Annotated in this window: 20 protein-coding genes; 6 read left to right on the plus strand and 14 right to left on the minus strand. The window is 56.5% G+C overall.

The window, feature by feature from the left end:
- Positions 1-10: 10 nt before the first annotated feature.
- Both ACYZT1_RS16640 and ACYZT1_RS16645 read right to left on the minus strand, forming a co-directional pair.
- Positions 11-778, minus strand: a complete 768-nt coding sequence (locus ACYZT1_RS16640) for a CHAD domain-containing protein (RefSeq protein ID WP_462015781.1) — start codon at positions 776-778, stop codon at positions 11-13.
- Positions 779-822: 44 nt separating this feature from the next.
- A complete protein-coding gene (locus ACYZT1_RS16645) occupies positions 823-1,101 on the minus strand; it encodes a hypothetical protein (RefSeq protein WP_462015782.1) in 279 nt (92 codons plus the stop codon).
- 220 nt (positions 1,102-1,321) lie between these two features.
- Between ACYZT1_RS16645 and ACYZT1_RS16650 the strand changes: the two genes are divergently transcribed.
- On the plus strand, positions 1,322-2,368 hold the full coding sequence (locus ACYZT1_RS16650; protein ID WP_462015783.1) for a patatin-like phospholipase family protein: 1,047 nt from the start codon (positions 1,322-1,324) through the stop codon (positions 2,366-2,368).
- 307 nt (positions 2,369-2,675) lie between these two features.
- Here the strand turns inward: ACYZT1_RS16650 and ACYZT1_RS16655 are convergent, their stop codons facing one another.
- From ACYZT1_RS16655 to kdpF, 6 genes are all read right to left on the minus strand, one after another.
- Entirely contained in the window at positions 2,676-3,374 is a 699-nt protein-coding gene (locus ACYZT1_RS16655; protein ID WP_462015784.1) for a response regulator, read from the minus strand.
- Positions 3,375-3,423: 49 nt separating this feature from the next.
- A complete protein-coding gene (locus tag ACYZT1_RS16660; protein WP_462015785.1) occupies positions 3,424-6,075 on the minus strand; it encodes a DUF4118 domain-containing protein in 2,652 nt (883 codons plus the stop codon).
- A gap of 129 nt (positions 6,076-6,204) precedes the next feature.
- Positions 6,205-6,750 (minus strand): potassium-transporting ATPase subunit KdpC, encoded by a 546-nt coding sequence (gene kdpC / locus ACYZT1_RS16665; RefSeq protein ID WP_462015786.1) that lies wholly within the window; start codon positions 6,748-6,750, stop codon positions 6,205-6,207.
- Between the two features lie 266 nt (positions 6,751-7,016).
- Positions 7,017-9,074, minus strand: coding sequence for a potassium-transporting ATPase subunit KdpB (gene kdpB / locus ACYZT1_RS16670; protein ID WP_462015787.1), 2,058 nt, complete (start codon positions 9,072-9,074; stop codon positions 7,017-7,019).
- 103 nt (positions 9,075-9,177) lie between these two features.
- On the minus strand, positions 9,178-10,872 hold the full coding sequence (kdpA, locus tag ACYZT1_RS16675) for a potassium-transporting ATPase subunit KdpA (protein ID WP_462015788.1): 1,695 nt from the start codon (positions 10,870-10,872) through the stop codon (positions 9,178-9,180).
- 9 nt (positions 10,873-10,881) lie between these two features.
- Positions 10,882-10,971 (minus strand): K(+)-transporting ATPase subunit F, encoded by a 90-nt coding sequence (gene kdpF, locus ACYZT1_RS16680; protein ID WP_461992507.1) that lies wholly within the window; start codon positions 10,969-10,971, stop codon positions 10,882-10,884.
- Between the two features lie 477 nt (positions 10,972-11,448).
- Between kdpF and rfbB the strand changes: the two genes are divergently transcribed.
- From rfbB to ACYZT1_RS16700, 4 genes are all read left to right on the plus strand, one after another.
- A complete protein-coding gene (gene rfbB, locus ACYZT1_RS16685; RefSeq protein ID WP_462015789.1) occupies positions 11,449-12,531 on the plus strand; it encodes a dTDP-glucose 4,6-dehydratase in 1,083 nt (360 codons plus the stop codon).
- Positions 12,528-13,400, plus strand: a complete 873-nt coding sequence (rfbA, locus tag ACYZT1_RS16690) for a glucose-1-phosphate thymidylyltransferase RfbA (protein WP_462015790.1) — start codon at positions 12,528-12,530, stop codon at positions 13,398-13,400. The genes rfbB and rfbA overlap by 4 nt, the downstream gene beginning before the upstream one ends.
- A 58-nt stretch (positions 13,401-13,458) precedes the next feature.
- Positions 13,459-14,325: a dTDP-4-dehydrorhamnose reductase gene (gene rfbD, locus ACYZT1_RS16695; RefSeq protein ID WP_462015791.1), complete on the plus strand. Its 867-nt coding sequence runs from the start codon at positions 13,459-13,461 to the stop codon at positions 14,323-14,325.
- A 306-nt stretch (positions 14,326-14,631) separates the two neighbouring features.
- Positions 14,632-14,799: a DUF2897 family protein gene (locus ACYZT1_RS16700; protein ID WP_017337332.1), complete on the plus strand. Its 168-nt coding sequence runs from the start codon at positions 14,632-14,634 to the stop codon at positions 14,797-14,799.
- 91 nt (positions 14,800-14,890) lie between these two features.
- Here the strand turns inward: ACYZT1_RS16700 and ACYZT1_RS16705 are convergent, their stop codons facing one another.
- The 5 genes from ACYZT1_RS16705 to ACYZT1_RS16725 all read right to left on the minus strand — a co-directional run bounded on the left by ACYZT1_RS16705 (position 14,891) and on the right by ACYZT1_RS16725 (position 20,876).
- Entirely contained in the window at positions 14,891-15,742 is an 852-nt protein-coding gene (locus ACYZT1_RS16705; protein WP_462015792.1) for an urea carboxylase-associated family protein, read from the minus strand.
- A gap of 115 nt (positions 15,743-15,857) precedes the next feature.
- Positions 15,858-17,132, minus strand: coding sequence for a beta-ketoacyl-ACP synthase II (fabF, locus tag ACYZT1_RS16710; RefSeq protein ID WP_462015793.1), 1,275 nt, complete (start codon positions 17,130-17,132; stop codon positions 15,858-15,860).
- 32 nt (positions 17,133-17,164) lie between these two features.
- Positions 17,165-17,959 carry an SDR family NAD(P)-dependent oxidoreductase gene (locus tag ACYZT1_RS16715; RefSeq protein WP_462015794.1) on the minus strand — a complete coding sequence of 265 codons (795 nt, stop codon included), beginning with the start codon at positions 17,957-17,959 and terminating at the stop codon, positions 17,165-17,167.
- A 189-nt stretch (positions 17,960-18,148) separates the two neighbouring features.
- Positions 18,149-18,484: a ComEA family DNA-binding protein gene (locus ACYZT1_RS16720; RefSeq protein ID WP_462015795.1), complete on the minus strand. Its 336-nt coding sequence runs from the start codon at positions 18,482-18,484 to the stop codon at positions 18,149-18,151.
- A 1,342-nt stretch (positions 18,485-19,826) separates the two neighbouring features.
- Positions 19,827-20,876 carry an acyltransferase gene (locus ACYZT1_RS16725; RefSeq protein ID WP_462015796.1) on the minus strand — a complete coding sequence of 350 codons (1,050 nt, stop codon included), beginning with the start codon at positions 20,874-20,876 and terminating at the stop codon, positions 19,827-19,829.
- A gap of 375 nt (positions 20,877-21,251) precedes the next feature.
- Between ACYZT1_RS16725 and ACYZT1_RS16730 the strand changes: the two genes are divergently transcribed.
- Positions 21,252-22,400: an acyltransferase family protein gene (locus tag ACYZT1_RS16730; protein ID WP_462015797.1), complete on the plus strand. Its 1,149-nt coding sequence runs from the start codon at positions 21,252-21,254 to the stop codon at positions 22,398-22,400.
- Positions 22,401-22,461: 61 nt separating this feature from the next.
- Here ACYZT1_RS16730 and ACYZT1_RS16735 read toward each other — a convergent pair whose 3' ends face one another.
- Complete coding sequence (locus ACYZT1_RS16735; protein WP_462015798.1) at positions 22,462-24,456, minus strand: polysaccharide biosynthesis protein; 1,995 nt, start codon at positions 24,454-24,456, stop codon at positions 22,462-22,464.
- Between the last annotated feature and the right edge of the window lie 20 nt (positions 24,457-24,476).

Raw genomic sequence — 24,476 nt, forward strand, 5'->3', positions numbered from 1 at the left:
GTGTGTTGGCTCAGGATTTGAAGCAACTGGCGCTGAGCTTGTCGAGCACACGGTCGGCGCGGGCTTCGGCTTTGGCCATGGTGGTTTGCCACATCGGCACACAGGGTTGCAAATCCGCTTCCTGTTCGGCCCGGGCCAGCCATTGCCAGCAATCATGCCAATCGCCCAGTGCGGCCTGCGCCGATTTCAGACGCGGCGCCGCCGGTTTGGGCAGGCGATCAAGTTCTGGATACGCCTCGATGCCGTAGCGCACGCGCTTGATCAGCAGCCGCAAACGGTGGCGATCATGCGCGGGGTCGTGCAGCGCCTGATCGAGTTTCTTCCATTGTTTGCCGAGACGTTTTTCCACGCGTTTACGCAGCCCCTGGAGCAAGCCCTGATGCTGCGCCGCACGCAAAAAGCGTGGAAATGCATCGAGGATCATCAGCAACTGCGTCACTTGCGCGCTTACGGCAACTTGCGGATAAGCCTTGGCCATCTGCGCCATGCGCCGTTGTGCGGCCTCGGGCTGTTCGTGTTCAAGCAAGTACGCCGCCAGCACTTCGCGGTCGCGCAACGGCGTGGTCAGGTCACCGACGCTCTTGGCCGCCGATTCCAGTTGCTCGACGCCGGGCAAGCCGCGCAAGGGTCGCAGCAAACTGCGCAAGCGGCGAACCGTAGTGCGCAGATCGTGCAACGCTTCCGGGTCGGTGCGCTCACTCAACCGCGCCTGACACACCATCACCCGCACTTCCAGGCCCATCACATGAGCCACTAACCGATCAACCAAGGCCGACATCACTTACTCCCTGACTTGAATTCCCCTGAAGTTTTCAACAGGCCTCAACGGCCCGCGCGCGACTCGCGAATGTAGAAGCGGGCTTTCTCGGCCTTCTTGCTACAGCCTTCAAACGCTTCGAATTGCTGTTGTGTCTTGGCGCCGGTCAACAGCGACAGCGCCTTGGAGTAACTGACGTTGCCGGCGAAACCTTCCGCCTTGGCCAGGTCCAGTTCGCGCCACGCGGCATCGAGACCGCTGGCGCAGCTGTCACGGTAAGCGGTTTTGCCGGCACAACCGGCGAGTGCCAGCGCGATCATGGGCACACAGATCCAGGCTTTCATCAAACACACCTCAACATTAGGTAAACAGTCGTGCACGTATGACGGTCTGGCACTGGAAAAGTGCCTTGCCCCACCGCACAAACCGCAGCGCTGCGAGAATAACCCTGAGCCGCCATGCAGTGTCGAAAAAACGACGCTGTCGCCCCGCCAAGCGACCGTGGCGATTGAAGCGCGACCCACGATGGGTGCATTGTTGAACCTTGTCAAACGAGGGCGGTTCATGAAAAAACGTGTCGCACTGGTGCTGGGCTCGGGTGGAGCCCGGGGCTATGCCCATATTGGCGTCATCGAGGAAATCGAACGGCGCGGCTACGACATCGCGTGCATTGCCGGTTGCTCGATGGGCGCAGTGGTCGGCGGGATCTACGCGGCCGGCAAACTCGAGCACTACCGCAACTGGATCGAGAGCCTGGACTACCTCGACGTGTTGCGTCTGGTGGACGTGAGTTTTCGTTTGGGGGCGATTCGCGGGGAAAAAGTCTTCGGACAGATCCGCAAGATCGTCGGCGAAATCAACATCGAAGAATTGCGCATCCCCTACACGGCAGTGGCCACTGACCTGACCAACCAGCAGGAAATCTGGTTTCAGGAAGGCTGCCTGCACCAGGCCATGCGCGCTTCTGCGGCGATTCCCAGCCTGTTTACGCCGGTGATGCAAGGCAATCGCATGCTGGTCGATGGTGGCCTGCTCAACCCGTTGCCAATCGTGCCGGTGGTGTCGAGTCATTGCGATTTGATCATCGCCGTCAACCTCAACTCCACCAACCAGCGGCACTATCAGTTGCCGGTGATCCCGCGGCCACCTGCGTTCAAAAGCCGCTTCGACAATCTGGTCAGTTCGTTGGGGTCCAGGATGCCGTTTCGGCGCAAGACGGCAGAGAAGTTGTTGTTGCTGGAGCAGGAAGCGCTGAAGGCGGAGGCGGCGGAGATCAATCCGTGGATCGAATCGGCCGAGCCGGAGGCGCAGCAACCGGCGGCCGCGCCGGAGCAGGCGGGTGCGCCGAAGTCGGCTACCGGGTCGTTCATCATCGATAACGTCGGGCCGGCGTCGCTGCTGGATTTGATCAACCAGAGTTTTGAGGTGATGCAGACGTCGCTAGCGCAGTACAAGATTGCCGGGTATCCGCCGGATATTCTGATCAACGTGCCGAAGCGGGTGTGCCGGTTTTTCGAGTTTTACAAGGCGCCGGAATTGATCGCGCTGGGGCGCGAGATTGCCCGGGATACGCTGGACCGGTATGAAAGTGAGCAGAAGCGCGAGCCTTGAATGATGGGTGCGAACAGCTGTGGCGAGGGGGCTTCTGTGGCGAGGGGGCTTGCCCCCGCTGGGGTGCGCAGCACCCCCTAATACCTGCAGTTGCGATTTTTCAGGCACACCGGATGTGTCGGACTGGGGCTGCTGCGCAGCCCAACGGGGGCAAGCCCCCTCGCCACAGAAGCCCGCTTGCCACAAGAGCCCACTTGCCACAGAAGCCCGCTTGCCACAGAAGCCCACTTGCCACAAGAGCCCACTTGCCACAGAAGCCCGCTCGCCACAGAAGCCCGCTTGCGACGAAGGCTTTCGAATGCACATCTCAGCCGCCACCCCCATCCAGCAACCGATACCCTACCCCCGCCTCGGTCACGATAAACCTCGGCCGGGTCGGGTCGTCTGCGAGTTTCTGCCGCAGATGGCCGATGACGATGCGCAGGTAGTGACTGTCCTCGGTATGCGTCGGCCCCCAGATATCCTTGAGCAATTGCTGCTGGGTGATCACCCTTCCCGGATGCCGCGCCAGTTGCGCGAGGACGGCGTATTCCTTGCGGGTCAGCGCGACTTCGGCGCCGTCGAGCAATACCCGGCGATAGGCCAGGTCCACGGTCAACGGGCCAAACGTCAGTGCCGCCTGTTGAATTTCCCCTGCCGGCGCCTGGCGTAACAGCGCGCGCACCCGCGCCAGAAATTCCTGAATGCCGAACGGCTTGGTCACGTAATCGTTAGCGCCGCCGTCCAGCGCTTCGACTTTCTGCCCTTCGCTGGCGCGCACTGACAGCACCAGCACCGGCACCGTCGACCATTCGCGAAATTCACGCAGCACTTGCTGGCCATCCATGTCCGGCAGACCGAGGTCGAGCACCAGCAGGTCCGGTTTGTTCAGCGCGGCTTGCGCCAGGCCCTCACTGCCGGTGCCGGCTTCGAGCACTTTGTAACCTTGGGACACGAGACTGATGCGCAGGAATTTACGGATTTGCGGTTCGTCGTCGATGACCAGAATGGTCGCGGTCTGACTCATGGTTGGCGGTCGCGGCAGAAGGATGGGCGAAGAGTATCAGGCTTCGATTTCAACGCTCACTCTCCAACGCTGGCTGTTCCTGCAAAGGCAGGTGCAGGGTGATGCAAGTACCACGTCCATCGATGCCATCGGCGACGCTGATCCGGCCGCCGTGGGCGCCGACCATGCCCTGACAAATTGCCAGCCCCAACCCGGTGCCCTGCCCGCCTCGATCACCGCGCGCAGCGGTGTAGAACATGTCGAAAATTTTCGCGCGCTCCTCCTCGGGAATGCCCGGGCCTTCATCGCTGACCGAAAAACAAATCTCGCCATCGCTCAAACCAGCGCGCAGTTGCAGCCGTCCGTGGACCGGTGAAAACCGCGCGGCGTTTTCCAGCACGTTGACCAGCGCCTGTTCGATCAAGGCGGCGTGCACGTACAGCAGCGGCATTTCAGCCGGTACCTCGGTGCTGACCTGCAACGGCGTCAACACGGCGCGCAGGCGATTGAGTGAACTGCCGACGATGTCTGCCGGCGCCACCCAGTCCCGCGCCAGCTTCAGCGCGCCATGACCGAGGCGAGTCATGTCCAGCAGGTTTTGAATGTAGCGATCGAGGCGTTCGGCTTCATCGCGAGTGCCTTCGAGCAACTCGCGGCGATCCTCCAGCGGGATCGCCTCACCGAGCGCGAGCAGGCTGTCGATACTACCGCGCATGGACGTCAGCGGTGTGCGCAAATCATGCGAGACCGAAGCCAGCAACGCGCTGCGCAATTGCTCGGTTTCACCATGCAGGCGCGCCGCTTCGAGGTCGTCGACGAGTTGCGCGCGGGCCAGGGCCTGGGCCAGCGGTTGACTCAACGCCGTCAGCAGACGCCGGCGTTGTCCGCTCAGGGTCTGACCTTCTTTGGCGCAGACCCCGAGGATGGCCAAGGGTCCATCCTCCACCGACAACGGCCACCACCACCAACGTCCGCCCGGCAGTGTACCGGTGCCGGCACCTGCCGGTTGATCGTGCTGCCAGGCCCAATCGGCAGCGGCGCGTTCGGTTTCGCTGAACTGCAGCGGGCCACCGGTTTCAACTTTCCAGCCTGCCGGGCCGTCGCGATTGAGCAGGCACACGTGCACATCGGTCCAGCCATCGAGGTGTTGCGCGGCGGCGCTGATTACGGCCTGGCGGTCGGTGGCGGCGGTGAGTTTGCGCGACAGATCGAGCAGTTCGCTGGTTTCTTCCTGAGTGTCGCGCAGCGCTTGCAATTGCCGGCGCTGGCGAGCCGCGAGGTTGCCGGTGAGCGCGGCCATCAAGAGGAAAAACAGCAAGGTCAGCACGTCTTCTTCGCGCTGAATGCTCAGGGAAAAATTCGGCGGAATGAACAGAAAATCGTAAGTCAGAAATGACATTGCCGCGCAGGCCAGCGCCGGGCCGAGGCTGCTGCGCACCGCCACCAGCAACACGGCGGCGAGGAACACCAACGAGATGTTCGGCAGCGGCAAGACGCTCGCCACGGCCCAGGCAAGCGCAGTGGCCAACAGCGTCGCAACCAGCGCCAGCGCATAGTCGAACCACACCAGCGACGGCGCCGAGCGTTGGCGCGGCGGATGCTGCGGAGGATCGCTGTCGAGGACGTTGATTTCCAGGCCGCGAGCGTCGCGCAGCAAACGTGACGCCAGGCCGCCGCCGAACAGCCGCCGACGCAGGCGCTGTCGGGACTGGCCGACCAGCACCAGGCTGGCGCGACGTTCGGCGGCGTGCTGGATCAGGGTTTTCGCCACCTCGCCGGCCCGCAGCAACACCACTTCGCCGCCCAGACGCTCGGCCAGTTGCTGGGCACTTTGCAGGCGCAGGCGCGATTGCTCGTCGCGGGCGCTGCCGTTGTCGACGTGCACCAGGCTCCAGGGCAGATGCCGACGCTGGGCGACGCGACTGGCGTGACGCACCAGACGTTCGGCGTGTTCATCGCCATCGACGCCGACCAGCAAGCGACCGCGCACGGCGGGCGCTGCCTGACCGAGTTGGCGATAACCCTGGGCCAGGTCGTTGTCGACTTGCGCAGCGGCGGTCTGCATCGCCAGTTCGCGCAGCGCGGTAAGGTTGGTCTGGGTGAAGAACGCGTCGATGGCCGCCCGCGCCTGTTCCGGCACGTAGACCTTGCCGTCGCGCAGGCGCTCGAGCAGCTCGCGGGGCGGCAGGTCGATCAGCAGCAGTTCGTAGGCTTCTTGCAGAACCCAGTCGGGCAGGGTTTCGCGGACCTGTACGCCGGTGATGCCACGGACCTGATCGTTGAGGCTTTCGAGGTGCTGGACGTTGACGGTGGTGAACACGTCAATGCCTGCAGCAAGCAGTTCCTGAATGTCTTGCCAGCGTTTCGTGTGGCGGCTGCCGGGGGCATTGCTGTGGGCGAGTTCATCCACAAGCACAAGCTTCGGTCTGGCGGCGAGCAGGCCGTCGAGGTCCATTTCTTCGAGCATCACGCCACGGTATTCCGAACGCACCAGCGGTTGCTGGGGCAAGCCGCCGAGCAGCGCTTCGGTTTCGGCGCGGCCGTGGGTTTCAACGACACCGGCGATGACTTTGACGCCCTGGCGCAGTTGCGTGTGCGCGGCTTGCAGCATCGCGTAGGTTTTGCCGACACCGGGAGCAGCGCCGAGGAACACCTTGAGTCGGCCACGGCCATTGCGGGGCAGGTCTGCCAGAAGTGCGTCGGCGCGGCCGGAATTGCTCATGCTTGAAGCTCACTTTATTCAGATGTTGAAAGGGTGATTGGTCTATCGCCATCGCGAGCAAGCTCGCTCCCACAGTGGGAGCATTTTGCCTGTGCGAGCGAGCTTGCTCGCGATGGCGGCGGCACTGATTTACAGGTTTTCCAGCGCGATGTTCAGCGCCAGCACATTCACCACTGGCGGCCCCACCAGCGGCTGTTCGATGTGCGCATCCAGCAACTGCTGCAGCGTCGACACCGGCAGGTTTCGCGCCGCTGCGACACGCGCCAGTTGATAGGCAATCGCCGACGGAGGCAAGTGCGGATCGAGGCCGCTGCCGGAGGTGGTCAACAGGGCCAGCGGCACCGGGCCTTGTCCTGGCACCAGCAGTTTAGTGGCGTCTTCGTTCACGCGAGTGGCCAGGGCCGGGTTGCTCGATGCAAGGTTGCTGGCACCGCTTGATACGGTGGCGAAAGCGCCGGCGGAGGGGCGCGGGTGAAACCAGGCGTCACCGGTGAAATCCTGAGCGATCAGGGATGAGCCACGGACCTTGCCGTCGGCGTCGCGGACGAGGCTGCCGTTGGCTTGATCGGGGAATGCAATCTGGGCGACACCGGTGACCAGCAAGGGGTATGCGATGCCGGTGATCAGGGTCATGAGCACGAGCAGGCTCAGGGCCGGGCGTATCATTTTGGTCATTTCAGACTCCTCGAATTCTTTGGGAAAACACCAAACTTCTGTGCCACGACATATCTGTGGCGAGGGGGTTTACCCCCGCTGGGCTGCGAAGCAGCCCCCTTCGATCTGCTCACTCATTTCTTCTGGCACACCGCATTTATTGGGCTGGGGGCTGCTGCGCAGCCCAACGGGGGTAACCCCCCTCGCCACAGAGATCTCCTCACCACAGAGATCTCCTTACTACAAAGAGCTCCTCACAACCGACGCGGTGCCATTGCGACCAATCATCAAACCAGATTCAGCGCCGTCAGCAGCATATCGATTGCCTTGATGCCCACAAACGGCACCACCAATCCACCCAATCCATAAATCAGCAGATTGCGTCGCAACAACGCCGCCGCACTCGCCGCTTGCACGCGCACGCCGCGCAGGGCCAGCGGGATCAGCACGACGATGATCAGTGCGTTGAACACGATCGCCGAGAGAATCGCGCTCTGCGGGCTGCTCAATTGCATGATGTTGAGCACACCCAGTTGGGGATAAATCGAAGCAAACAGCGCCGGCAGAATGGCGAAGTATTTGGCCACGTCGTTGGCGATGGAAAAGGTGGTCAGCGCGCCACGGGTCACCAGCAATTCCTTGCCGATCTGCACCACGTCCAGCAGCTTGGTCGGATCGCTGTCGAGGTCGACCATGTTGGCCGCCTCGCGCGCCGCTTGCGTGCCGTCGTTCATCGCCATGCCGACGTCCGCCTGCGCCAGGGCCGGGGCGTCGTTGGCGCCGTCGCCGCACATCGCGACCAGGCGACCGTCGTTCTGCTCGTGACGGATGCGCGCGAGTTTCTTCTCCGGCGTGGCCTCGGCCAGCACGTCGTCGACGCCCGCCTCCGCCGCAATCGCCGCCGCCGTCAGCGGGTTGTCGCCGGTGACCATCACCGTGCGTATGCCCAACTTGCGCAGCTCGGCAAAGCGCTCGCGGATGCCGGGTTTGACCACATCTTTAAGATGGATCGCACCGAGCAATTTACCGTCGGCGCAAACCAGCAATGGCGTGCCGCCGCTCTGCGCGATCCGCTCGATTTCCCGCGTCAATGCCGGGGCCAGATCGGCGCGCTTCATTCCGAGAAAATCCAGCAGCGAATCCACCGCGCCTTTGCGAAACACGCGGCCCTGATAATCCACGCCGGACAAGCGCGTCTCGGCGCTGAACGGCACGCCCGTCAGCAACTCGGCGGCAGGCTCCGGTTGCGGATGCAGGTTGCGCAGAAACTCGACGATGGATTTGCCTTCCGCCGTGTCATCCGCCAGCGAAGCAAACAGCGCACCCTGGGCCAGGTCCATGGCGCTGACACCGGGCGCGGCATACACCGCCGTGCAACGACGGTTGCCGAACGTGATGGTGCCGGTCTTGTCCAGCAACAGCACGTGCACATCCCCCGCCGCTTCCACCGCGCGACCGGATTTGGCGATGACGTTCAGGCGCACCAGCCGATCCATGCCGGCAATCCCGATGGCCGATAACAAACCGCCAATCGTCGTCGGAATCAGCGTCACCAATAACGCCACCAGAAACACCAGCGGCAGGCTGCCGTTCGCAAAATGCGCGAACGGTTGCAGGGTGACGACCACCAGCAGAAAGATCAGGGTCAGGCCGATCAGCAATATGTCGAGCGCCACTTCGTTCGGGGTTTTCTGGCGTTTGGCGCCCTCGACCAGCGCGATCATGCGATCGAGCGTCGACTCGCCGGGGTTGCTGGTGATGCGCACCAGCAACCAATCGGAGACCAGACGCGTGTTGCCGGTGACCGCCGAACGATCGCCGCCGGACTCACGAATCACCGGCGCCGATTCACCGGTAATCGCCGCTTCGTTGACCGCCGCGATGCCCTCGATCACCTCGCCATCGCCGGGGATCATTTCCCCCGCCGCGACGCGCACCACGTCGCCTTTGCGCAGGCTGGTGGCGGGCACGATCTGGAAGCTGCCGTCGGCCGCTTCGCGCCGTGCGCTGAGGCCCTCGCTGCCGGCCTTGAGACTGTCGGCGCGAGCCTTGCCGCGACCTTCAGCCAGTGCCTCGGCAAAGTTGGCGAAGAGCACGGTGAACCACAACCACAGGGCGATTTGCGCGGCGACGAAGGTCGGTACCGCAGGGTCGGGAATAAAGCACAGCACGGTGGTGAAAATGGCGGTCAGTTCGACCACCAGCATCACCGGCGAACGCTTCAACTGACGCGGGTCGAGCTTGACGAAGGCTTGCAGCAGCGCCGGTCGCCACAGCGCCGAAAGCGCGGTTTTTGCTTGCTCCGGCGCCTTCGCGGCAGCCGGTTTGATGGCAGGCATGTTCATTGTTCTGCTCCTAAAAAGAGACCTGAAATCCAGTACCGATCAGCCATGCCGTAATCCGAACTCTGTAGCAGCGCGGGTTTTGTCTGACTGATTGGCATCAGGTTCAGAAACCCAAGCTCAAGTGTTCAGCAATCGGACCGAGCGCCAGCGCCGGCAGGAAGGTCAAACCGCCCACCAGCAAAATGGTCACGGTCAGCAACGTCACGAACAACGGGCCATGGGTGGGGAAACTGTTCGGGCTGATCGGCGCGGCTTTCTTCATCGCCAGGCTGCCGGCCAGCGCCAGCACCGGCAGGATGTAGCCGAAGCGGCCGAGCAACATGCCGAACCCGAGCATCAGGTTGTGAAACGCGGTGTTGGCGCCGAAGCCGCCGAACGCCGAGCCGTTGTTGGCGCTGGCCGAGGTGTAGGCATAAAGCAACTGGCTGAAGCCATGCGCGCCGGGGTTGCTCACCGATGCCACCGGGCCTGGCAGGCTGGCGGCGATTGCGCCGAACACCAATACGCCGACCGGCATCACCAGCAGGGTGACCACGAGCAATTGCACTTCCTTGGCCTGGAGTTTCTTGCCGAGGTATTCCGGGGTGCGGCCGATCATCAAACCGGCAAGGAATACCGCGATCAACACGTTCAGCAACATGCCGTAGAGCCCGGCGCCGACGCCGCCGAAGATCACTTCGCCGACCATCATGTTGACCATCGCGACCATGCCGCTCAGCGGGTTGAGGCTGTCGTGCATGCCGTTGACCGAACCGTTCGACGCGGCGGTGGTGGTCACCGACCAGAGCACGGTGGCGGTGGTGCCGAAGCGCGCTTCCTTGCCTTCGAGCGGCGCGGTCTGTTCGACGGCGGCGTTGTTGAGCGTCGGGTTCGGTTGATATTCAGCCCACAGCGACGTCGCCCCGCCGATCAGGAACAGCGCGAGCATGCAGGCGATGATTGCGCGGCTCTGGCGCAGGTCTTTGACGTAATGGCCGAAGGTGAACACCAGCGCGGCCGGGATCAGAATGATCGAGGCCACTTCGAACAGGTTGCTCCAGGCGCTCGGGTTCTCGAACGGGTGCGCCGAGTTGACGCCGAAGAAACCGCCACCGTTAGTGCCCAGTTGCTTGATCGCAATCTGACTGGCAGCCGGACCGAGCGGGATCACCTGATCGACGCCCTGCAGGGTCACGGCGTTCACATATTGCGCGAAGGTTTGCGGCACGCCCTGCCAGACAAGGTAGAGCGCCAGCAGCAGGCACAGTGGCAACAATCCATAGAGCGTGGCGCGGGTCATGTCGACCCAGAAGTTGCCCAGGGTGCGGCTGGATTTACGCCCGATGCCGCGACACAGCGCGACCAGCACGGCCAGACCGGTGGCGGCGCTGACGAAGTTTTGCACGGTGAGGCCGACCATCTGGCTGAGGTAGCTGAGCGTGGCTTCGCCGCTGTACGACTGCCAGTTGGTGTTGGTCATGAAGCTGACGGCCGTGTTGAACGCTTGCGTCCATTCCTGGCCCGGCAGGTTCTGCGGGTTGAGCGGCAGGTCGTTCTGGAACAGCAGGATCGTGAACAACAACACAAAACCGGCGAGGTTGAAGGCGAGCAAGGCCAGGGTGTATTTCTGCCAGCTCTGCTCGCTCTGCGGATCGACGCCAGCGACGCGATAACAACCGCGCTCGACCGGGCCGAGGACCGGTGACAGCCAGGTCCGCTGGCCTTCCATCACCTTGTAGTAGAACCGCCCGAGAAACGGTGCCGGTATCAGCACCAACGCGAAGAAGGCCAGAATCAGCCAATAGTCATAACTGTGCATTAGCCGCCCCTAGTTCCGGTCCGCGCGCAACAGCGCCACCAACAGATAAATGAACAGCGCCGCTGCCAGCAGCAGCGACACCCCGTCCAGAATGCTCATGGGTCAATCTCCGTGTTACGGCTCGTTGCCGCGAGTGGAGGCATTGTCGGGAGGGAGGGTGTAAAGGCGCGAGATCGAGGGGGTGGGCGGGGCATAAAGAATGTGTAAAGAGTGGGTTTATGCCTTGGTTACAGCGGTGGCGGGATGGGCCTCATCGCGGGGCAAGCCGGATCGCCGCCCGCTTGCTCCTACGGGCGTTGATGCGGTGTGCCTGATGGGACGGTGCTGCTGCGCAGCCCAGCGGGGGCAAGCCCCCTCGCCACGAGTAGCATGGTGTGATGCCTATCGGGAGCTATGGCAAGGCCATTGTGGCGAGGGGGCTTGCCCCCGTTGGGAGCTGGCGCATTTCAAAAAATGTGGACACCACACACACCTCGACAAAATCCAAATCGGATCAACACTTCTATTGCACTACCCCGCTCCTGCCGACAAGCTATGCCCATTAGCGTTATCGACTTCTGAAAAAGGCTGGCATCCATGCGTATCCTCATCACCGGCGGTGCCGGTTTCATTGGCTCCGCGCTTATTCGCGAGCTAATTCAAAACACCAGCCATGAAGTGCTGAACCTCGACAAGCTGACCTACGCTGGCAATCTTGAATCCTTGACCAGCATCGCCAACGACACGCGTTATGAATTCGTCCAGGCCGACATTGTCGATCAGGCGACCGTCAGCGCCGTGCTCGCGCGATTCCAGCCGCACGCGATCATGCACCTGGCTGCAGAATCCCACGTCGACCGTTCCATCGACGGCCCGTCGGATTTCATTCAGACCAATATCGTCGGCACCTACAGCCTGCTCGAGGCCACCCGCGCTTACTGGCAAACCCTCGCCGAGCCGGAAAAAAGCGCGTTCCGCTTTCACCATATCTCCACCGATGAGGTCTACGGCGACCTGCACGGCGTCGACGATCTGTTCACCGAAACCACACCTTACGCGCCAAGCTCGCCGTATTCCGCCAGCAAAGCCGCGTCCGACCACCTGGTCCGCGCGTGGCACCGCACCTACGGTTTGCCGGTGCTGCTGACCAACTGCTCGAACAATTACGGCCCGTTCCATTTTCCGGAAAAACTGATTCCACTGGTCATCCTCAACGCCTTGGCAGGCAAATCGCTGCCGGTGTATGGCAATGGCCTGCAAGTGCGCGACTGGCTGTTTGTCGAAGACCACGCCCGTGCGCTTTTGAAAGTCGTCACCGAAGGTCAGATCGCCGAAACCTACAACATTGGCGGCCACAATGAACAAACCAATATCGACGTGGTGCGCGGTATCTGTGCGCTGCTCGAAGAACTGGCGCCGCAGAAACCTGAAGGCATCGCGTACTACGCCGACCTGATCACCTTCGTTCAGGACCGCCCGGGCCACGACCTGCGCTACGCCATCGATGCCAGCAAGATCGAACGCGAACTCGGTTGGGTGCCGGAAGAAACTTTCGAAACCGGCCTGCGCAAAACCGTTCAGTGGTACCTCAATAATCTGGAATGGTGCCGCCGGGTTCAGGACGGCAGCTATCAGGGCGAACGCCTGGGCGCCATCAATACAAAGGAGTTGCTCGCATGATCAAGGGAATAGTTCTGGCGGGCGGCTCGGGCACGCGTCTGCATCCAATCACGCTCGGCGTATCGAAACAGCTGCTGCCGGTGTACGACAAACCGATGATCTACTACCCGATCTCGGTGTTGATGCTGGCCGGCATCAAAGACATCTTATTGATCTCTACTCCGCAAGATTTGCCGCAATACCGTAATCTTCTGGGTGACGGCAGTCAGTTTGGGGTCAATTTCAGCTACGCCGAACAGCCGTCCCCGGATGGCCTGGCACAGGCCTTTTTGATTGGCGAAGAATTCATTGGCGAAGATCCGGTGTGCTTGATCCTCGGCGATAACATCTTCCACGGCCAGCACTTCGGCGATCAGTTGAAGAGCGCCGTCAAACGCCCGTCCGGCGCCACCGTGTTCGGCTATTGGGTCAAAGACCCAGAGCGCTTCGGGGTGATTGATTTCGATAGCGAAGGCCGCGCCCTGTCCATCGAAGAAAAACCGAAAAGCCCGAAATCCAGCTATGCCGTTACCGGTTTGTACTTCTACGACAACGACGTAATCAAAATCGCCAAAGCGGTCAAACCGTCGCCACGCGACGAACTGGAAATCACCGACGTCAACAACGCGTATCTGGAACGTGGCGATCTGCAAGTCGAACGCTTCGGACGTGGTTTCGCCTGGCTCGACACCGGCACCCACGACAGCCTGCTCGAGGCCTCGCAGTATGTGCAAACTATTGAACATCGTCAGGGCCTGAAAGTCGCGTGCCTGGAAGAAATCGCTTACGAAAACAAATGGATCGACCGCGAGCAATTGCTGGAGCGCGCGCGTTACTTCGGCAAGACCGGTTATGGCCAGTATCTTGCGAAGTTGGCCGGGGAATACTGATGATCGTAAATCTTCCGCTTTTGACTGATAACAAGCCTCATGCAACTGACGTGTGCTTATGAGAATTCTCATCAGCGGCCAGCATGGTCAGGTCTCCCGTGAATTGCAGCGCCGCCTGAGCAGTGTCGGTGAAGTGATCGTAGCCGGCCGCGATCAGCTCAATCTGTTGCAACCGGAGCAGATTCGCCAGCAGGTGCGCACCATTCGTCCCGATCTGATCATCAACGCGGCGGCATACACCGCCGTTGATCTGGCAGAAAGCGAGGCGGAAACGGCGTTTGCCATCAATGCCACCGCGCCCGGAATTTTTGCCGAAGAAGCGCTGGCGCTGGACATTTCGCTGATTCATTACTCCACTGATTATGTGTTTGATGGCACCAAGGTTGGCGCGTACACCGAAGACGATGTGCCCAATCCGCTCGGGGTTTACGGTGCGAGCAAACTGGCGGGCGAACGAGCCATTTCTGATGTTCAGGGTAAACATCTGATCCTGCGCACCAGCTGGGTTTACTCGACCCATGGCCGCAACTTTCTGCTGACGATGCAGCGTTTACTGCAGGAAAAGGCGGAATTGCGAGTTGTTGCGGATCAGATCGGCGCGCCGACCTGGGCCGGCACCATCGCCGACAGCACCCTCGCGCTGATCAAACGCTGGCAATCGGGGACTTCCGCCTGGGGCACCTATCACCTGACCGCTCAGGGCAAAACCTCGTGGTTTGGATTTGCCCAGGCGATTGGCGACGCTTTGCGTCAGCAGGGTAAGCCTTGCGCGGAGTTGCTGCCGATTCCGTCCAGCGACTACCCCACGCCTGCCGCCCGACCACTCAATTCGTGTCTGGATTGCAGTCGATTGCAGCGTGATTGGGGCGTGAGTCAGCCTGATTGGCAAACCGCATTGCGCGAGTGTCTTGCCGAACAGAAGTAGCCGTTAACGCAGAGCTGTAGCCGCTCGCCAGGACACCGCCCCCCCTGTGCGAGCTTGCTCGCGATTGGGCTCTTGCTGCCAACATCAATGTTGCCTGAACCACCGCTATCGCGGGCAAGCCCGGGGCTTGCCCGGCTCCCACATGAACCGGTGTCGTCAGCAAGCCGTCAGCCGCTTCTACAAAGATGTGCGGCACTGGATGCGGTCAGGCATAGAATGGAACCACTGCGATAATCAGTCGCTCAAATAGATATGCACGATCGGTTGACGAAACCCGCCAACCGGCCTGCCCTCAAGGAGAGCCCTATGCCCTGGTATGCCTGGTTGATTCTGGTTGTTGCAATCGGCTCGATCGTTGGTGGCCTGATGATGTTGCGCGATACCGCCAACAAGGTTGAACTGACCGATGAGCAACGCAAACGGGTTGCTGAACGCAATGCGCAAGCGGATGCCAAGGATGCGCAGGACCGCTGAAGCAACCGCAATGACCAACCATGTAGCAGCTGGCGCAGCCTCGGGAGGCTGCGCCAGCTGCTACATGTTCGTTGGCGCAGCCTAGGAATCGTTACTCCTCCCAATCCGCCTTCTCAATCTTCAACCCATGCATCCCGTCATACGCCGCACGCTCGGGCTGGCTCCAACCTTCCAGCAACGAATCCTCCAACCGATAAATCTCCACCCCAAGCGGGCGACAGACGCTCAGCGGATCCTGCGCATCAGGCCCCCACATCGCCAGTGACAAATCCCCACCCGGGCACGTCGAGAGCGCACACAACAAATCAATCTCGGCAAAAAACTCCACGTAATCACCCTTCTGCGCCGGACACGCCTTCATGAAATACATGTCGTCATGATTCAACCCGGTGCACTGGAAGATATTCAGCACATCATGCACGTCGAACTCGGTCAGGCCATGGGGCAAAACTGCCCGTGTCAGATTCGAATGACAGTGATGATGAAAATCCTCGCCCGTCAGCATCTTGTTTACATAGGGATCGCAGCGCGTGCCGAGCAAGTCATGCAAACGGCCGCCATGCTCATCGATGCCGTAACCCGCCAGACTGTCGTCAGTGATCGTCACCAGCGGCCGAAGGAACGGCAGATTCGACCACAACCGGTCATGGGTACTGACATGCGCACCCTGAAGCTGCCGGGTGCGCGCCGCCCATAAACGTTCGCGCGGATCGTTGGCATTCCATACGTTAAAATCACCCACTTGCGGGCCAACCGGTGTGGTCACTCGAAACACATGCCCGGCAGGAACCTTCCATGCGCGACCAGTGCGGATCGGCACTTCGAACTGCTCGATCAGCGTACGACCCTCTTTATCGTCTCGAATCCGTTGATAAAACGCCTTGTCCACCTGCAACGCCGAGCCTTTGCTGACTTGATAGGCCGCCGGGTAATCTTTGTACATGGCACAAATCCTTGATCAGTGACGGGAACGCGTTGTTACACACCGAACGCGTCCGAACAGGCAATCACTATTCGTGCCACACGCAAATTTGCCCAATGTCACTAACACTCCGGCACTAACCCGCCCAGCGCTTGAACAACACGCTGGCATTCACCCCGCCAAAACCGAAGCCATTGGACAGCGCATACTCGATCGCCACTGGCCGCGCCTGACCCTGCACAATGTCCACGCCCTGTGCGGCCGGATCCGGGTTCTCCAGATTAAGCGTTGCCGGCACCATCTGGTCGCGAATCGCCAACAGCGTGAAAATCGCCTCCAGACCGCCAGCCGCACCCAACAAATGCCCGGTAGCCGATTTGGTCGATGTCACCGCAATTTTGTTTTCTGTTCCGAACAACGCCTTGATCGCCGCCAACTCGCCCAGATCGCCAACCGGCGTCGACGTCGCATGCGCGTTCAAATGTTGGACCTGCGCCGGTGAAACGCCCGCCTGGGCCAACGCCTGCGACATCGCCCGGCGTGCGCCGCTGCCATCTTCCGGCCCCGCCGTCAGATGATAGGCATCGGCGCTCGTGCCATAACCGACCAGTTCGGCCAACGGTTGTGCGCCCCGCGCCAATGCATGCTCCAGCGACTCAATCACCAGAAGCCCCGCGCCCTCGCCCATCACAAAACCATCACGATCACGATCAAACGGTCGAGAAGCACACTCCGGTGTACCGTTGAAGCCACTGGACAATGCCCGCGCCGCCGCAAAACCGGCCAGACTGACACGATCAATCGCCGCCTCCGCCCCACCACACACTGCAATGTCCGCTTCGCCGCACCGAATCAACCGCGCCGCATCGCCAATCGCCTGAACACCTGCCGCACACGCCGTTACCGGAGCACCCAACGGACCTTTAAAGCCGTGCTGGATCGATACATGACCCGCCGCCAGATTCACCAGAAAAGAAGGGATCGTGAATGGCGATAACCGTCGCGGACCACGGCTGTCGGTCGTGCGCACCGCATCAGCGATTGCGCCAAAACCACCAACGCCAGAACCGATGATGGTCGCCGTGCGCTCCTGGGCTTCAGCGTCTTGAGGCTGCCAGCCCGCTTGCGCCAGCGCCTGACGCGCCGCCTCCATGGCGAACATAATGAAGCGATCCATCTTCTTCTGCTCTTTAGGCGGCGTCGCCAGGTCCGGGTCAAAACCCGCCTCAGCATCTTCAGCCATCGTAGGCACCGCGCCGCCAACCTTCGCCGGCAAATCCGCCACGACGTCGTCGGGCAAATTGCGCAAGCCAGACTGCCCGGCCAACAACCGCGCCCACACCGCCTCGACCCCGCTACCCAGCGGAGAGACCAAACCCATACCGGTTACAACCACACGACGATCACTCATACCGCAATACCCTCAAATCAATGGAGAACCACTCACTTGTAACGCGAAGCGGCCTTGCTTTTGGACAGGTTCGGCGCCATCACAAAACGCGCCGCCACAAACGCATCCCAATCGGCAGCATCCGGCAACGAAGGAATGGTGATCAGCTCACCCTGGTCCAGACCCGCCAGCGACGCATCGACCATCTCATCCGCGTCCATCACCATGTCCGGCGGAATCTGCGTCGCATCAATCCCCGAGCGCTCCCAAATCTCAGTGCGCGTCACGCCCGGCAATACTGCTTGCACCTTGACACCCGTGCCGTCCAATTCCGCATTCAGCGACTGAGTCAGACTCAGAACATACGCCTTGCTGGCGCTATAGGTCGCATTGAAACGCTCAGGAAAAAGCGCGACCACCGAGGCGATATTAATAATCGTGCCCCGCCCAGCCTTGGCAAAACTTGCGGCGGCGGCTGATGCCAGGCGTGTGATGGTGGTGACATTGAGCTGGATCAGACGGTCGAGTTGGTCGAGATCCGCATTGGCAAGCAGACCGTCGGCGGCGACACCGGCGTTGTTGAGTAAGAGCGTGATGCCGGAATCGCGGCGCAGGCGTTGTTCGAGTTTGAGTACGTCGTCTTTCTGGGTCAGGTCCGCCTTGAGGACTTCGACCTGGATGTTGTGGTCTGCGCGTTTTTTGGTGGCGGCGGTCTGGAGGCGGGTTTCGTCGCGGGCGACCAGTAGAAGGTCGTAGCCGCGTGCGGCCAGGCGCTGAGCGTAGATCGCGCCGATGCCGGAGGATGCACCGGTGACGAGGGCTGTGCCTTGGGGTTGGGGGGAATACATTTGGGTTGCTCCTGTGATGGACGGGGAAACGCACAAACCTCTTCGTGAGGAATCGGAATTATTATAGGCATAATCTTTAACCAATATGATAGCCGTAATTTTTTGCCTGACGACGAAAGGTTCGCAACTGGCCTACCCAGAATGCAAAAAGGCCGGTCAAAGACCGGCCTTCAGCGCTGGGTTACAAGCTTAGTTCAGCTGCAACTTCTCGCGATTTTTATCCAAGATTGCCTTGCCGATACCTTTCACTTCGAGCAACTCGTCAATCGAAGAAAAGGGACCATTACTCTCCCGGTAGGCAACAATGGCCTGTGCCTTTGCCTCGCCGATACCTGCCAGCTCTCGCTGCAGGGTGGCTGCATCGGCTTGGTTCAGATCAACCTTGCTTGAGGAGGCCTTGGTTGCCACCTCCACAACCAGAGGCGCATTGCCAACCTCAGTTTTTGGGGTTGGCGCCGCAACTGCAGATATCGAGACGTTCGTGAGGAAAGCAAAAATCAGAGAGGAGAGATAACCAGTTCGCATAAGTGAAGCTCCATAACGATCGAGTAAGAAAGCAGCTTTTCCGAAGCTGCCATATAAACTTAGGCGACTTTCCGGGATCGTCAAAAAAACGTCCGTTTCAGAATGTGAACGTTTATGGGTGGTACATAGAGATCAGATAACTGTCTGTATAATAAAAAATATGGCTAATCACAATTTATCGCAAGTTTAGGTAATATAAGGCCAATTTAAGCTCTATGAACTTCCGCACCACAACACTAAACACAACTACGTAAAACTGGACGCAATTCGTTATTATTTCAGTTCCTGCGCTTACCGCATACGTCGGATCAGCTTGGCAGTGTCGGATCAAGGAGCCACTATCCGAAATTACGGCGCCACTGCGAACTCTAAATATTCCATGTCGATCAATACAGCGGTGCTGACTAGTCTTGCACTGGATGAATGAGTGGTAGAGACACTGGAGTCGCGGACATCATCCTCAGCGGTGAAAGCCAAGCACGTCATTGTGGAACAGAGGCAGACCCACCAAATCGGCGAAGCATTAAGCAAAAACATCCAACTGTTTCGTACGCCTCGTATTGTCTGGAATGACAAAATTGGCGAAAGTAAGAAATCTGGAGAAGGGTGCCAAAATTGCTAACTGATGCGTTGGTTATAGTTAGAAACAGACAAAGCTACGGTAGTATTGGAGACAATGACAAGAACAATCCAACACCGCGCCCCGTCTGACACTGGCGCATCAATCCCTCCGGGCAGCGGAGTTGTTGGCTCAAAATTCATATTCCTAAAGCATTCGGGGCCTACAATGGTATGGGAGACAGAGAGTTACGGCCTGTTGGTAACGTCATAGGTGTGGGCAATCCTGATACGGCCGGCTGTTTCAATCGTCCGAAGCTATGAAATTCTGGTTGCGAAAATCGGACGGCTTAAGAGATGATGAAAATAGACTAAACCGATAAAGTGAGTCCTAGCAAATTTGCAGAACATTCACGTTACGCTACTCTTAGATGCGTACAGAACTTATTGCTCTTCGGGTTCTAGCGGTGCTATGGAGCATAGCAAATTACGATAGTGATAAATTCCAACTATCAAACATCCGATCAATGGTGAATCGAGTGTTTAAGAAATCCGTCCTCAATCTGATGAATAGAAACAAATAAAATATCGACTTATACCCTTCATATACTGATTTACTACTGTTTAGCCGGGATCCGCCCGCTGTATCCGATGCATCTATCCAAACTCCCTGTTTGTTGGTGTAATTATTTCCTTATGATGGTCGAGTCATTAAGATGAGAGAACGACGTAAATATTTTGATGCGCAATACTCCTGGGGAGCAATCATACAACTACCAGAGAATCAAAAGCCGACAAACTTCTTCATATAATAATTTCGCTTGCAAATAATTACGAGCACATACGAACAAATCAAGACAACTAAAGATATAAACGGCAACATCCAGATAAAATTATCTGCGCCACGCCGATAATAATTACCACAGAAATCGCCAACTAGATTAACCAAAATTACATGTACCAAGTATACCCCAAAACTTGCCTCGCTTAGAGAAACCACCATAGACTTACATCTGCTGTAAGAACCCAATAATTTGATTGAACAAACAGATTTGATTAGAACAAACCACGCAACTGAAGCTATTATCACGCTAGGAGAAAAATTCGACGTAAAATCGCTGACCAATGTTCCATTGTTCTCGGAGGTCAGGACAGAAGTGGCATAGCCAGTGATCCACGTAGAAAGAACAACAAACAGAAAAGCGATAATTGCATGTCGTTTACTATAGGTTCTCGTCCCAAACAAATACCCGAGTAAAAAATAACCCAGATACCCTGTGGCATATGACAAATCAATCTGATTCTTTAAGGAAAAATGTTTCTGCAGCAGAGGCATTATTGCTACTGCACAAAACCAAATCGCACAGTAATAATATAAAAGATCCGAATGGCCGCATGTAGTTAGCTTGCGCACAATAGGCAAGCACAAATAACAGCCGACAATCGCATACATGAACCATAAGTGATAACTGACAGGATAAAAAAACATTTGGTAAACGCCGCCAAAATCTACGTATCTTTGCTTATGGTAATAGACTATCCAAATAACATAAATCGCGGTCCAAAATGCTAATGGCAGAAGCACTCTATTTATGCGTTTTAGAATAAAATTTATTGCAGACTCATCAAATCCTAGTAATAGAAATCCTGATGACATGAAGAACAGAGGCACGCAAGGACGTACAATAGCCTCATATACGTTCACAACGCTCCAGCTTGACGACGCCATCTCGTTGTACTGATAGTGATAAGGTGCGGTGACGTGCAATACAACTACCATAACAATCGCTATCGCCTTGACGCAATGAATCCAAAAGTGAGTTTCACGTTCCAATTGTGCCTCCCGTTGAGCTAACAATGCGTAAACCACTATGCCAGCAAGTCGACAATTAAATTACGACGATCTTCGTCAGAATGGCTATACACTAGCGCAATCGTGATATCGATTCAAAATTTTCGTTAAGTCGTATGCAGAGCAAGCACCGGTGTCTGATCGGGTATGAAAATTCCAGATGAATAAACAGTGCGCGCCCGGTATTAGCCAGCTGTTTCATCCATAAAGATATTTTTTTGTACATGACACAGAGGACATCTGCAAAGCTTTTAGGTACAATTTGATACGAATGGTGCTGAACAGTGCTCAGCATCGACTGGCGAAACATATCTGCCACTATAAACGCCTGCTTTTTGCGTTCCATGAGCCCTTACAATGAAGACTGAATACAACATTGAAACTTTCATAATTTCCACCACGATTATTATGTCATTTATTGTATTTTCATATTTGTGCAGGAGTAAAATCGAAAGCGCGGAAGTTCCTCACCAGTACAAGTTCATTAACGGCCTTCGTGGTCTCGCGGCCGTATTTGTATTTATTAACCACGCTCCGTTTGTTCTCACAAACTTAGGGGTTACCAACTCGACATTTTCATCGTGGGGTCAGATTTATCCTAACCTAGGATCTTTTGGCGTGCAGATTTTTTTCTGTATTACCGGTTTTCTTTTTTTTGACAAAGTAATAAAAGGCCAAAATATAGACTGGAACGTCTTTTTTATTTCACGGCTCAAAAGAGTTGCTCCACTCTATTACTTGTCATCGCTAGTAGTAATTTTGATAGCAGTCGCGTTCACAACGCAGCCTATTTTTACAAGAGAAACTCTATTAACACTCGCAGGAATTAGCACTTTTAATTTTATTGATAATCCGTTAAAAATAGGTGATATATCACTCGTTCCGCTAAGCTCCGTAACATGGACATTGGTTCACGAATGGAGATTTTATGCAGCACTTCCAATTATAGCTATTTGTTATTATTCAAAATATCGATATGCGGCTTTAGTAGCGGCTCTAACATTAGCGGCAGTAGATTTGGGTACATCTGCTGTCGTCTGCTGGACATATTTCTTAACCGGTATTATTGCTGCTGTTATTCACCGTGCAGAATTCACCAAACCATTCAAACTAGTAGCCACTATAATCGCAGCCACTACATTCATACTTACATGCGGACTTTTAGACGTTCCTGGCTATGGTTACATACGTTTTGCAATGACCTCGTTGTTTTTCGTTTGCATTACCGTAGCTAATCCTCGAATTTTACATTATCAATTCTTAAATAGGCTGAGTGATATTAGCTACAGCATTTACCTCATGCACTTACCCGCGATGTACCTGACATTCAAATTCGCCTCCACTCTCGTCGACTTATCCCAAATTAGCAAGTACACATTCTGGTCGATAAATTTCATATCCATACCTGTTATCGTAGCTATTTCTACTATAACGTTTGTATACGTGGAGAAAAAATATATGCAGCAATCGAAATACGTTAAACAATATCAGACCGTGGAACGCTAAGATAATTTTAAAATTTACATAGAAAAGCCAGCTGTCGATAGCGCTGGCTTTTTACATAGAGTTAAGGAACCAGACGGCGTTGCTGATGAATATAATCGACTATTTCACCATCAGGCACATAACCAGTCACAGTCTCACGCAGTAACTGCCGAACTACCGCATAGTCATCATTCTCTACCGCAGTAAGCAGCTCGGATAGCTTCGTTTTAAGAACATCCCAAGTAATTGAGTCCTCATTTGCACGCATTATCATAGGATGCTGGGTAGCGGCTACATTGTCACCAATCAGCAGCTCTTCGTACAATTTCTCACCGGGGCGCAAACCCGTAAACTCTATGGAAATATCACCATGGATATTTTTGTCCGAACGCACGCTAAGTCCGGAGAGGTGCACCATTCTTTCCGCGAGTTCGATAATCTTAACAGGCTCGCCCATATCCAAGACAAATACATCCCCACCCTGTCCCATGGAGCCAGCTTGGATGACTAACTGTGCGGCTTCAGGAATAGTCATAAAATAGCGTGTAATTTTAGGATGTGTAACGGTAAGCGGACCGCCAGATTTTATTTGCTTATGGAACAGTGGTATCACTGATCCGGAAGAACCCAGCACGTTACCAAATCTCACCATCGTAAATCTTGTTTTATTCAGCTGCGGCTTGGTTCTCGCGTCTTCAAACATAACCGGTTCAGCTTCCTTACTAAGCGCTTGTAAGGTTAACTCCGCGAGACGTTTGGTACTTCCCATAATATTAGTTGGCCTAACAGCTTTATCAGTGGAAATTAAAACAAAGTTTTCCACTCCGGCTTGCACCGCCGCTTGTGCAGTATAAAGTGTACCTATGACATTATTTAAAACACCCTCGGCAATATTATGTTCCACCATAGGAACATGTTTGTAAGCTGCGGCATGATAAACTGTATTTACATGCCATGAGTTCATCACATCAAGGAGCTTATGCTGATTTTGTACCGAACCAAGAATCGGTAACAACTTTATAGAAAGTGACTCGCGCGAAATTCGCTGCTCTAATTCGGATAAAATGCTATAAAGATTGAACTCACTATGTTCGAACAACAGCAAGGTAATTGGCTGCAATGAAATAATTTGGCGACACAGCTCGGAGCCGATAGATCCTCCAGCGCCGGTAACTAGCACTACTTGCCCCTTAATGCAATGCTCGAGCAATTCGCTTTGCGCTGGTACCGGATCGCGGCCGAGCAAATCAGCTATATCAACTTCCTGTATGTCGTCAACTTTGACACGTCCGCTAGCCAAATCCATAAAGCCTGGAACACTGCGGACGTGCAGAGGGAACCCCTCTAAAAAACCGAGTATTTCGCGACGGCGAGATCTATTCGTGGAGGGGATTGCCAACAATATTTCTTGGGCACCGGTGGATTCAATCATCCGCTGTACATGCTTTGGTTTGTAGACATGTAAACCTGAGATAACTCTGTCGGCAATGCTGTTATCGTCGTCTATAAAGGCAACCGGTCTCATTACTCGGCCTATTCGTAGGGCGGCGACAAGTTGATTCCCCGCTGCTCCAGCGCCATATATAGCAACCCTGGTTAGACCGTCATCTCGACTGGAAAATGGGGCGTATGGTGCGGCTGAAAACCAGTCTCCTAAAAAATAGTGCCGCATGGCCAACCTCAAGCCACCCACCATGATTAGGCTCAACCACCAGTAATTAAATATAATGGAGCGAGGGACGACATTCTCATGATTGCTATACCAAAAAACAACAACACCGAGAATTAATGAAGATAGAGAGACTGCCTTGATGATAGCAATAAGGGCGTCATTGCCAAAGTAGCGCATCACCGCGCGATACATACCGAATCTTATAAATAAAGGTACAGCAACGGCAGGGGCACTCAAAAACAACCAAAGGTGCTGTACGAATGGATTTACTAATTCATCCACACCCAGACGAACCACAAACGCCATCCACAAAGCAAGCCACACTAATATAATGTCAGTGACGACCTGAAGTAGTCGCTTCTTTCTACGGGGTAGACGCAGAAGTACTTCTCTAAAATTGTCCATAAATCCTCCAACCACTTTAC

The organism is Pseudomonas sp. PB3P13, from assembly GCF_054897735.1.

Coding starts and splice junctions, on each gene's coding strand:
- kdpC (WP_462015786.1), bottom strand. CDS start 6,750: ATGACCAAAATGATACGCCCGGCCCTGAGCCTGCTCGTGCTCATGACC.
- ACYZT1_RS16730 (WP_462015797.1), top strand. CDS start 21,252: ATGAAGACTGAATACAACATTGAAACTTTCATAATTTCCACCACGATT.
- rfbB (WP_462015789.1), top strand. CDS start 11,449: ATGCGTATCCTCATCACCGGCGGTGCCGGTTTCATTGGCTCCGCGCTT.
- ACYZT1_RS16720 (WP_462015795.1), bottom strand. CDS start 18,484: ATGCGAACTGGTTATCTCTCCTCTCTGATTTTTGCTTTCCTCACGAAC.
- ACYZT1_RS16640 (WP_462015781.1), bottom strand. CDS start 778: ATGTCGGCCTTGGTTGATCGGTTAGTGGCTCATGTGATGGGCCTGGAA.
- ACYZT1_RS16735 (WP_462015798.1), bottom strand. CDS start 24,456: ATGGACAATTTTAGAGAAGTACTTCTGCGTCTACCCCGTAGAAAGAAG.
- fabF (WP_462015793.1), bottom strand. CDS start 17,132: ATGAGTGATCGTCGTGTGGTTGTAACCGGTATGGGTTTGGTCTCTCCG.
- ACYZT1_RS16715 (WP_462015794.1), bottom strand. CDS start 17,959: ATGTATTCCCCCCAACCCCAAGGCACAGCCCTCGTCACCGGTGCATCC.
- kdpB (WP_462015787.1), bottom strand. CDS start 9,074: ATGAACATGCCTGCCATCAAACCGGCTGCCGCGAAGGCGCCGGAGCAA.
- ACYZT1_RS16700 (WP_017337332.1), top strand. CDS start 14,632: ATGCCCTGGTATGCCTGGTTGATTCTGGTTGTTGCAATCGGCTCGATC.
- ACYZT1_RS16660 (WP_462015785.1), bottom strand. CDS start 6,075: ATGAGCAATTCCGGCCGCGCCGACGCACTTCTGGCAGACCTGCCCCGC.
- rfbA (WP_462015790.1), top strand. CDS start 12,528: ATGATCAAGGGAATAGTTCTGGCGGGCGGCTCGGGCACGCGTCTGCAT.
- ACYZT1_RS16655 (WP_462015784.1), bottom strand. CDS start 3,374: ATGAGTCAGACCGCGACCATTCTGGTCATCGACGACGAACCGCAAATC.
- kdpF (WP_461992507.1), bottom strand. CDS start 10,971: ATGAGCATTCTGGACGGGGTGTCGCTGCTGCTGGCAGCGGCGCTGTTC.
- kdpA (WP_462015788.1), bottom strand. CDS start 10,872: ATGCACAGTTATGACTATTGGCTGATTCTGGCCTTCTTCGCGTTGGTG.
- ACYZT1_RS16645 (WP_462015782.1), bottom strand. CDS start 1,101: ATGAAAGCCTGGATCTGTGTGCCCATGATCGCGCTGGCACTCGCCGGT.
- rfbD (WP_462015791.1), top strand. CDS start 13,459: ATGAGAATTCTCATCAGCGGCCAGCATGGTCAGGTCTCCCGTGAATTG.
- ACYZT1_RS16650 (WP_462015783.1), top strand. CDS start 1,322: ATGAAAAAACGTGTCGCACTGGTGCTGGGCTCGGGTGGAGCCCGGGGC.
- ACYZT1_RS16705 (WP_462015792.1), bottom strand. CDS start 15,742: ATGTACAAAGATTACCCGGCGGCCTATCAAGTCAGCAAAGGCTCGGCG.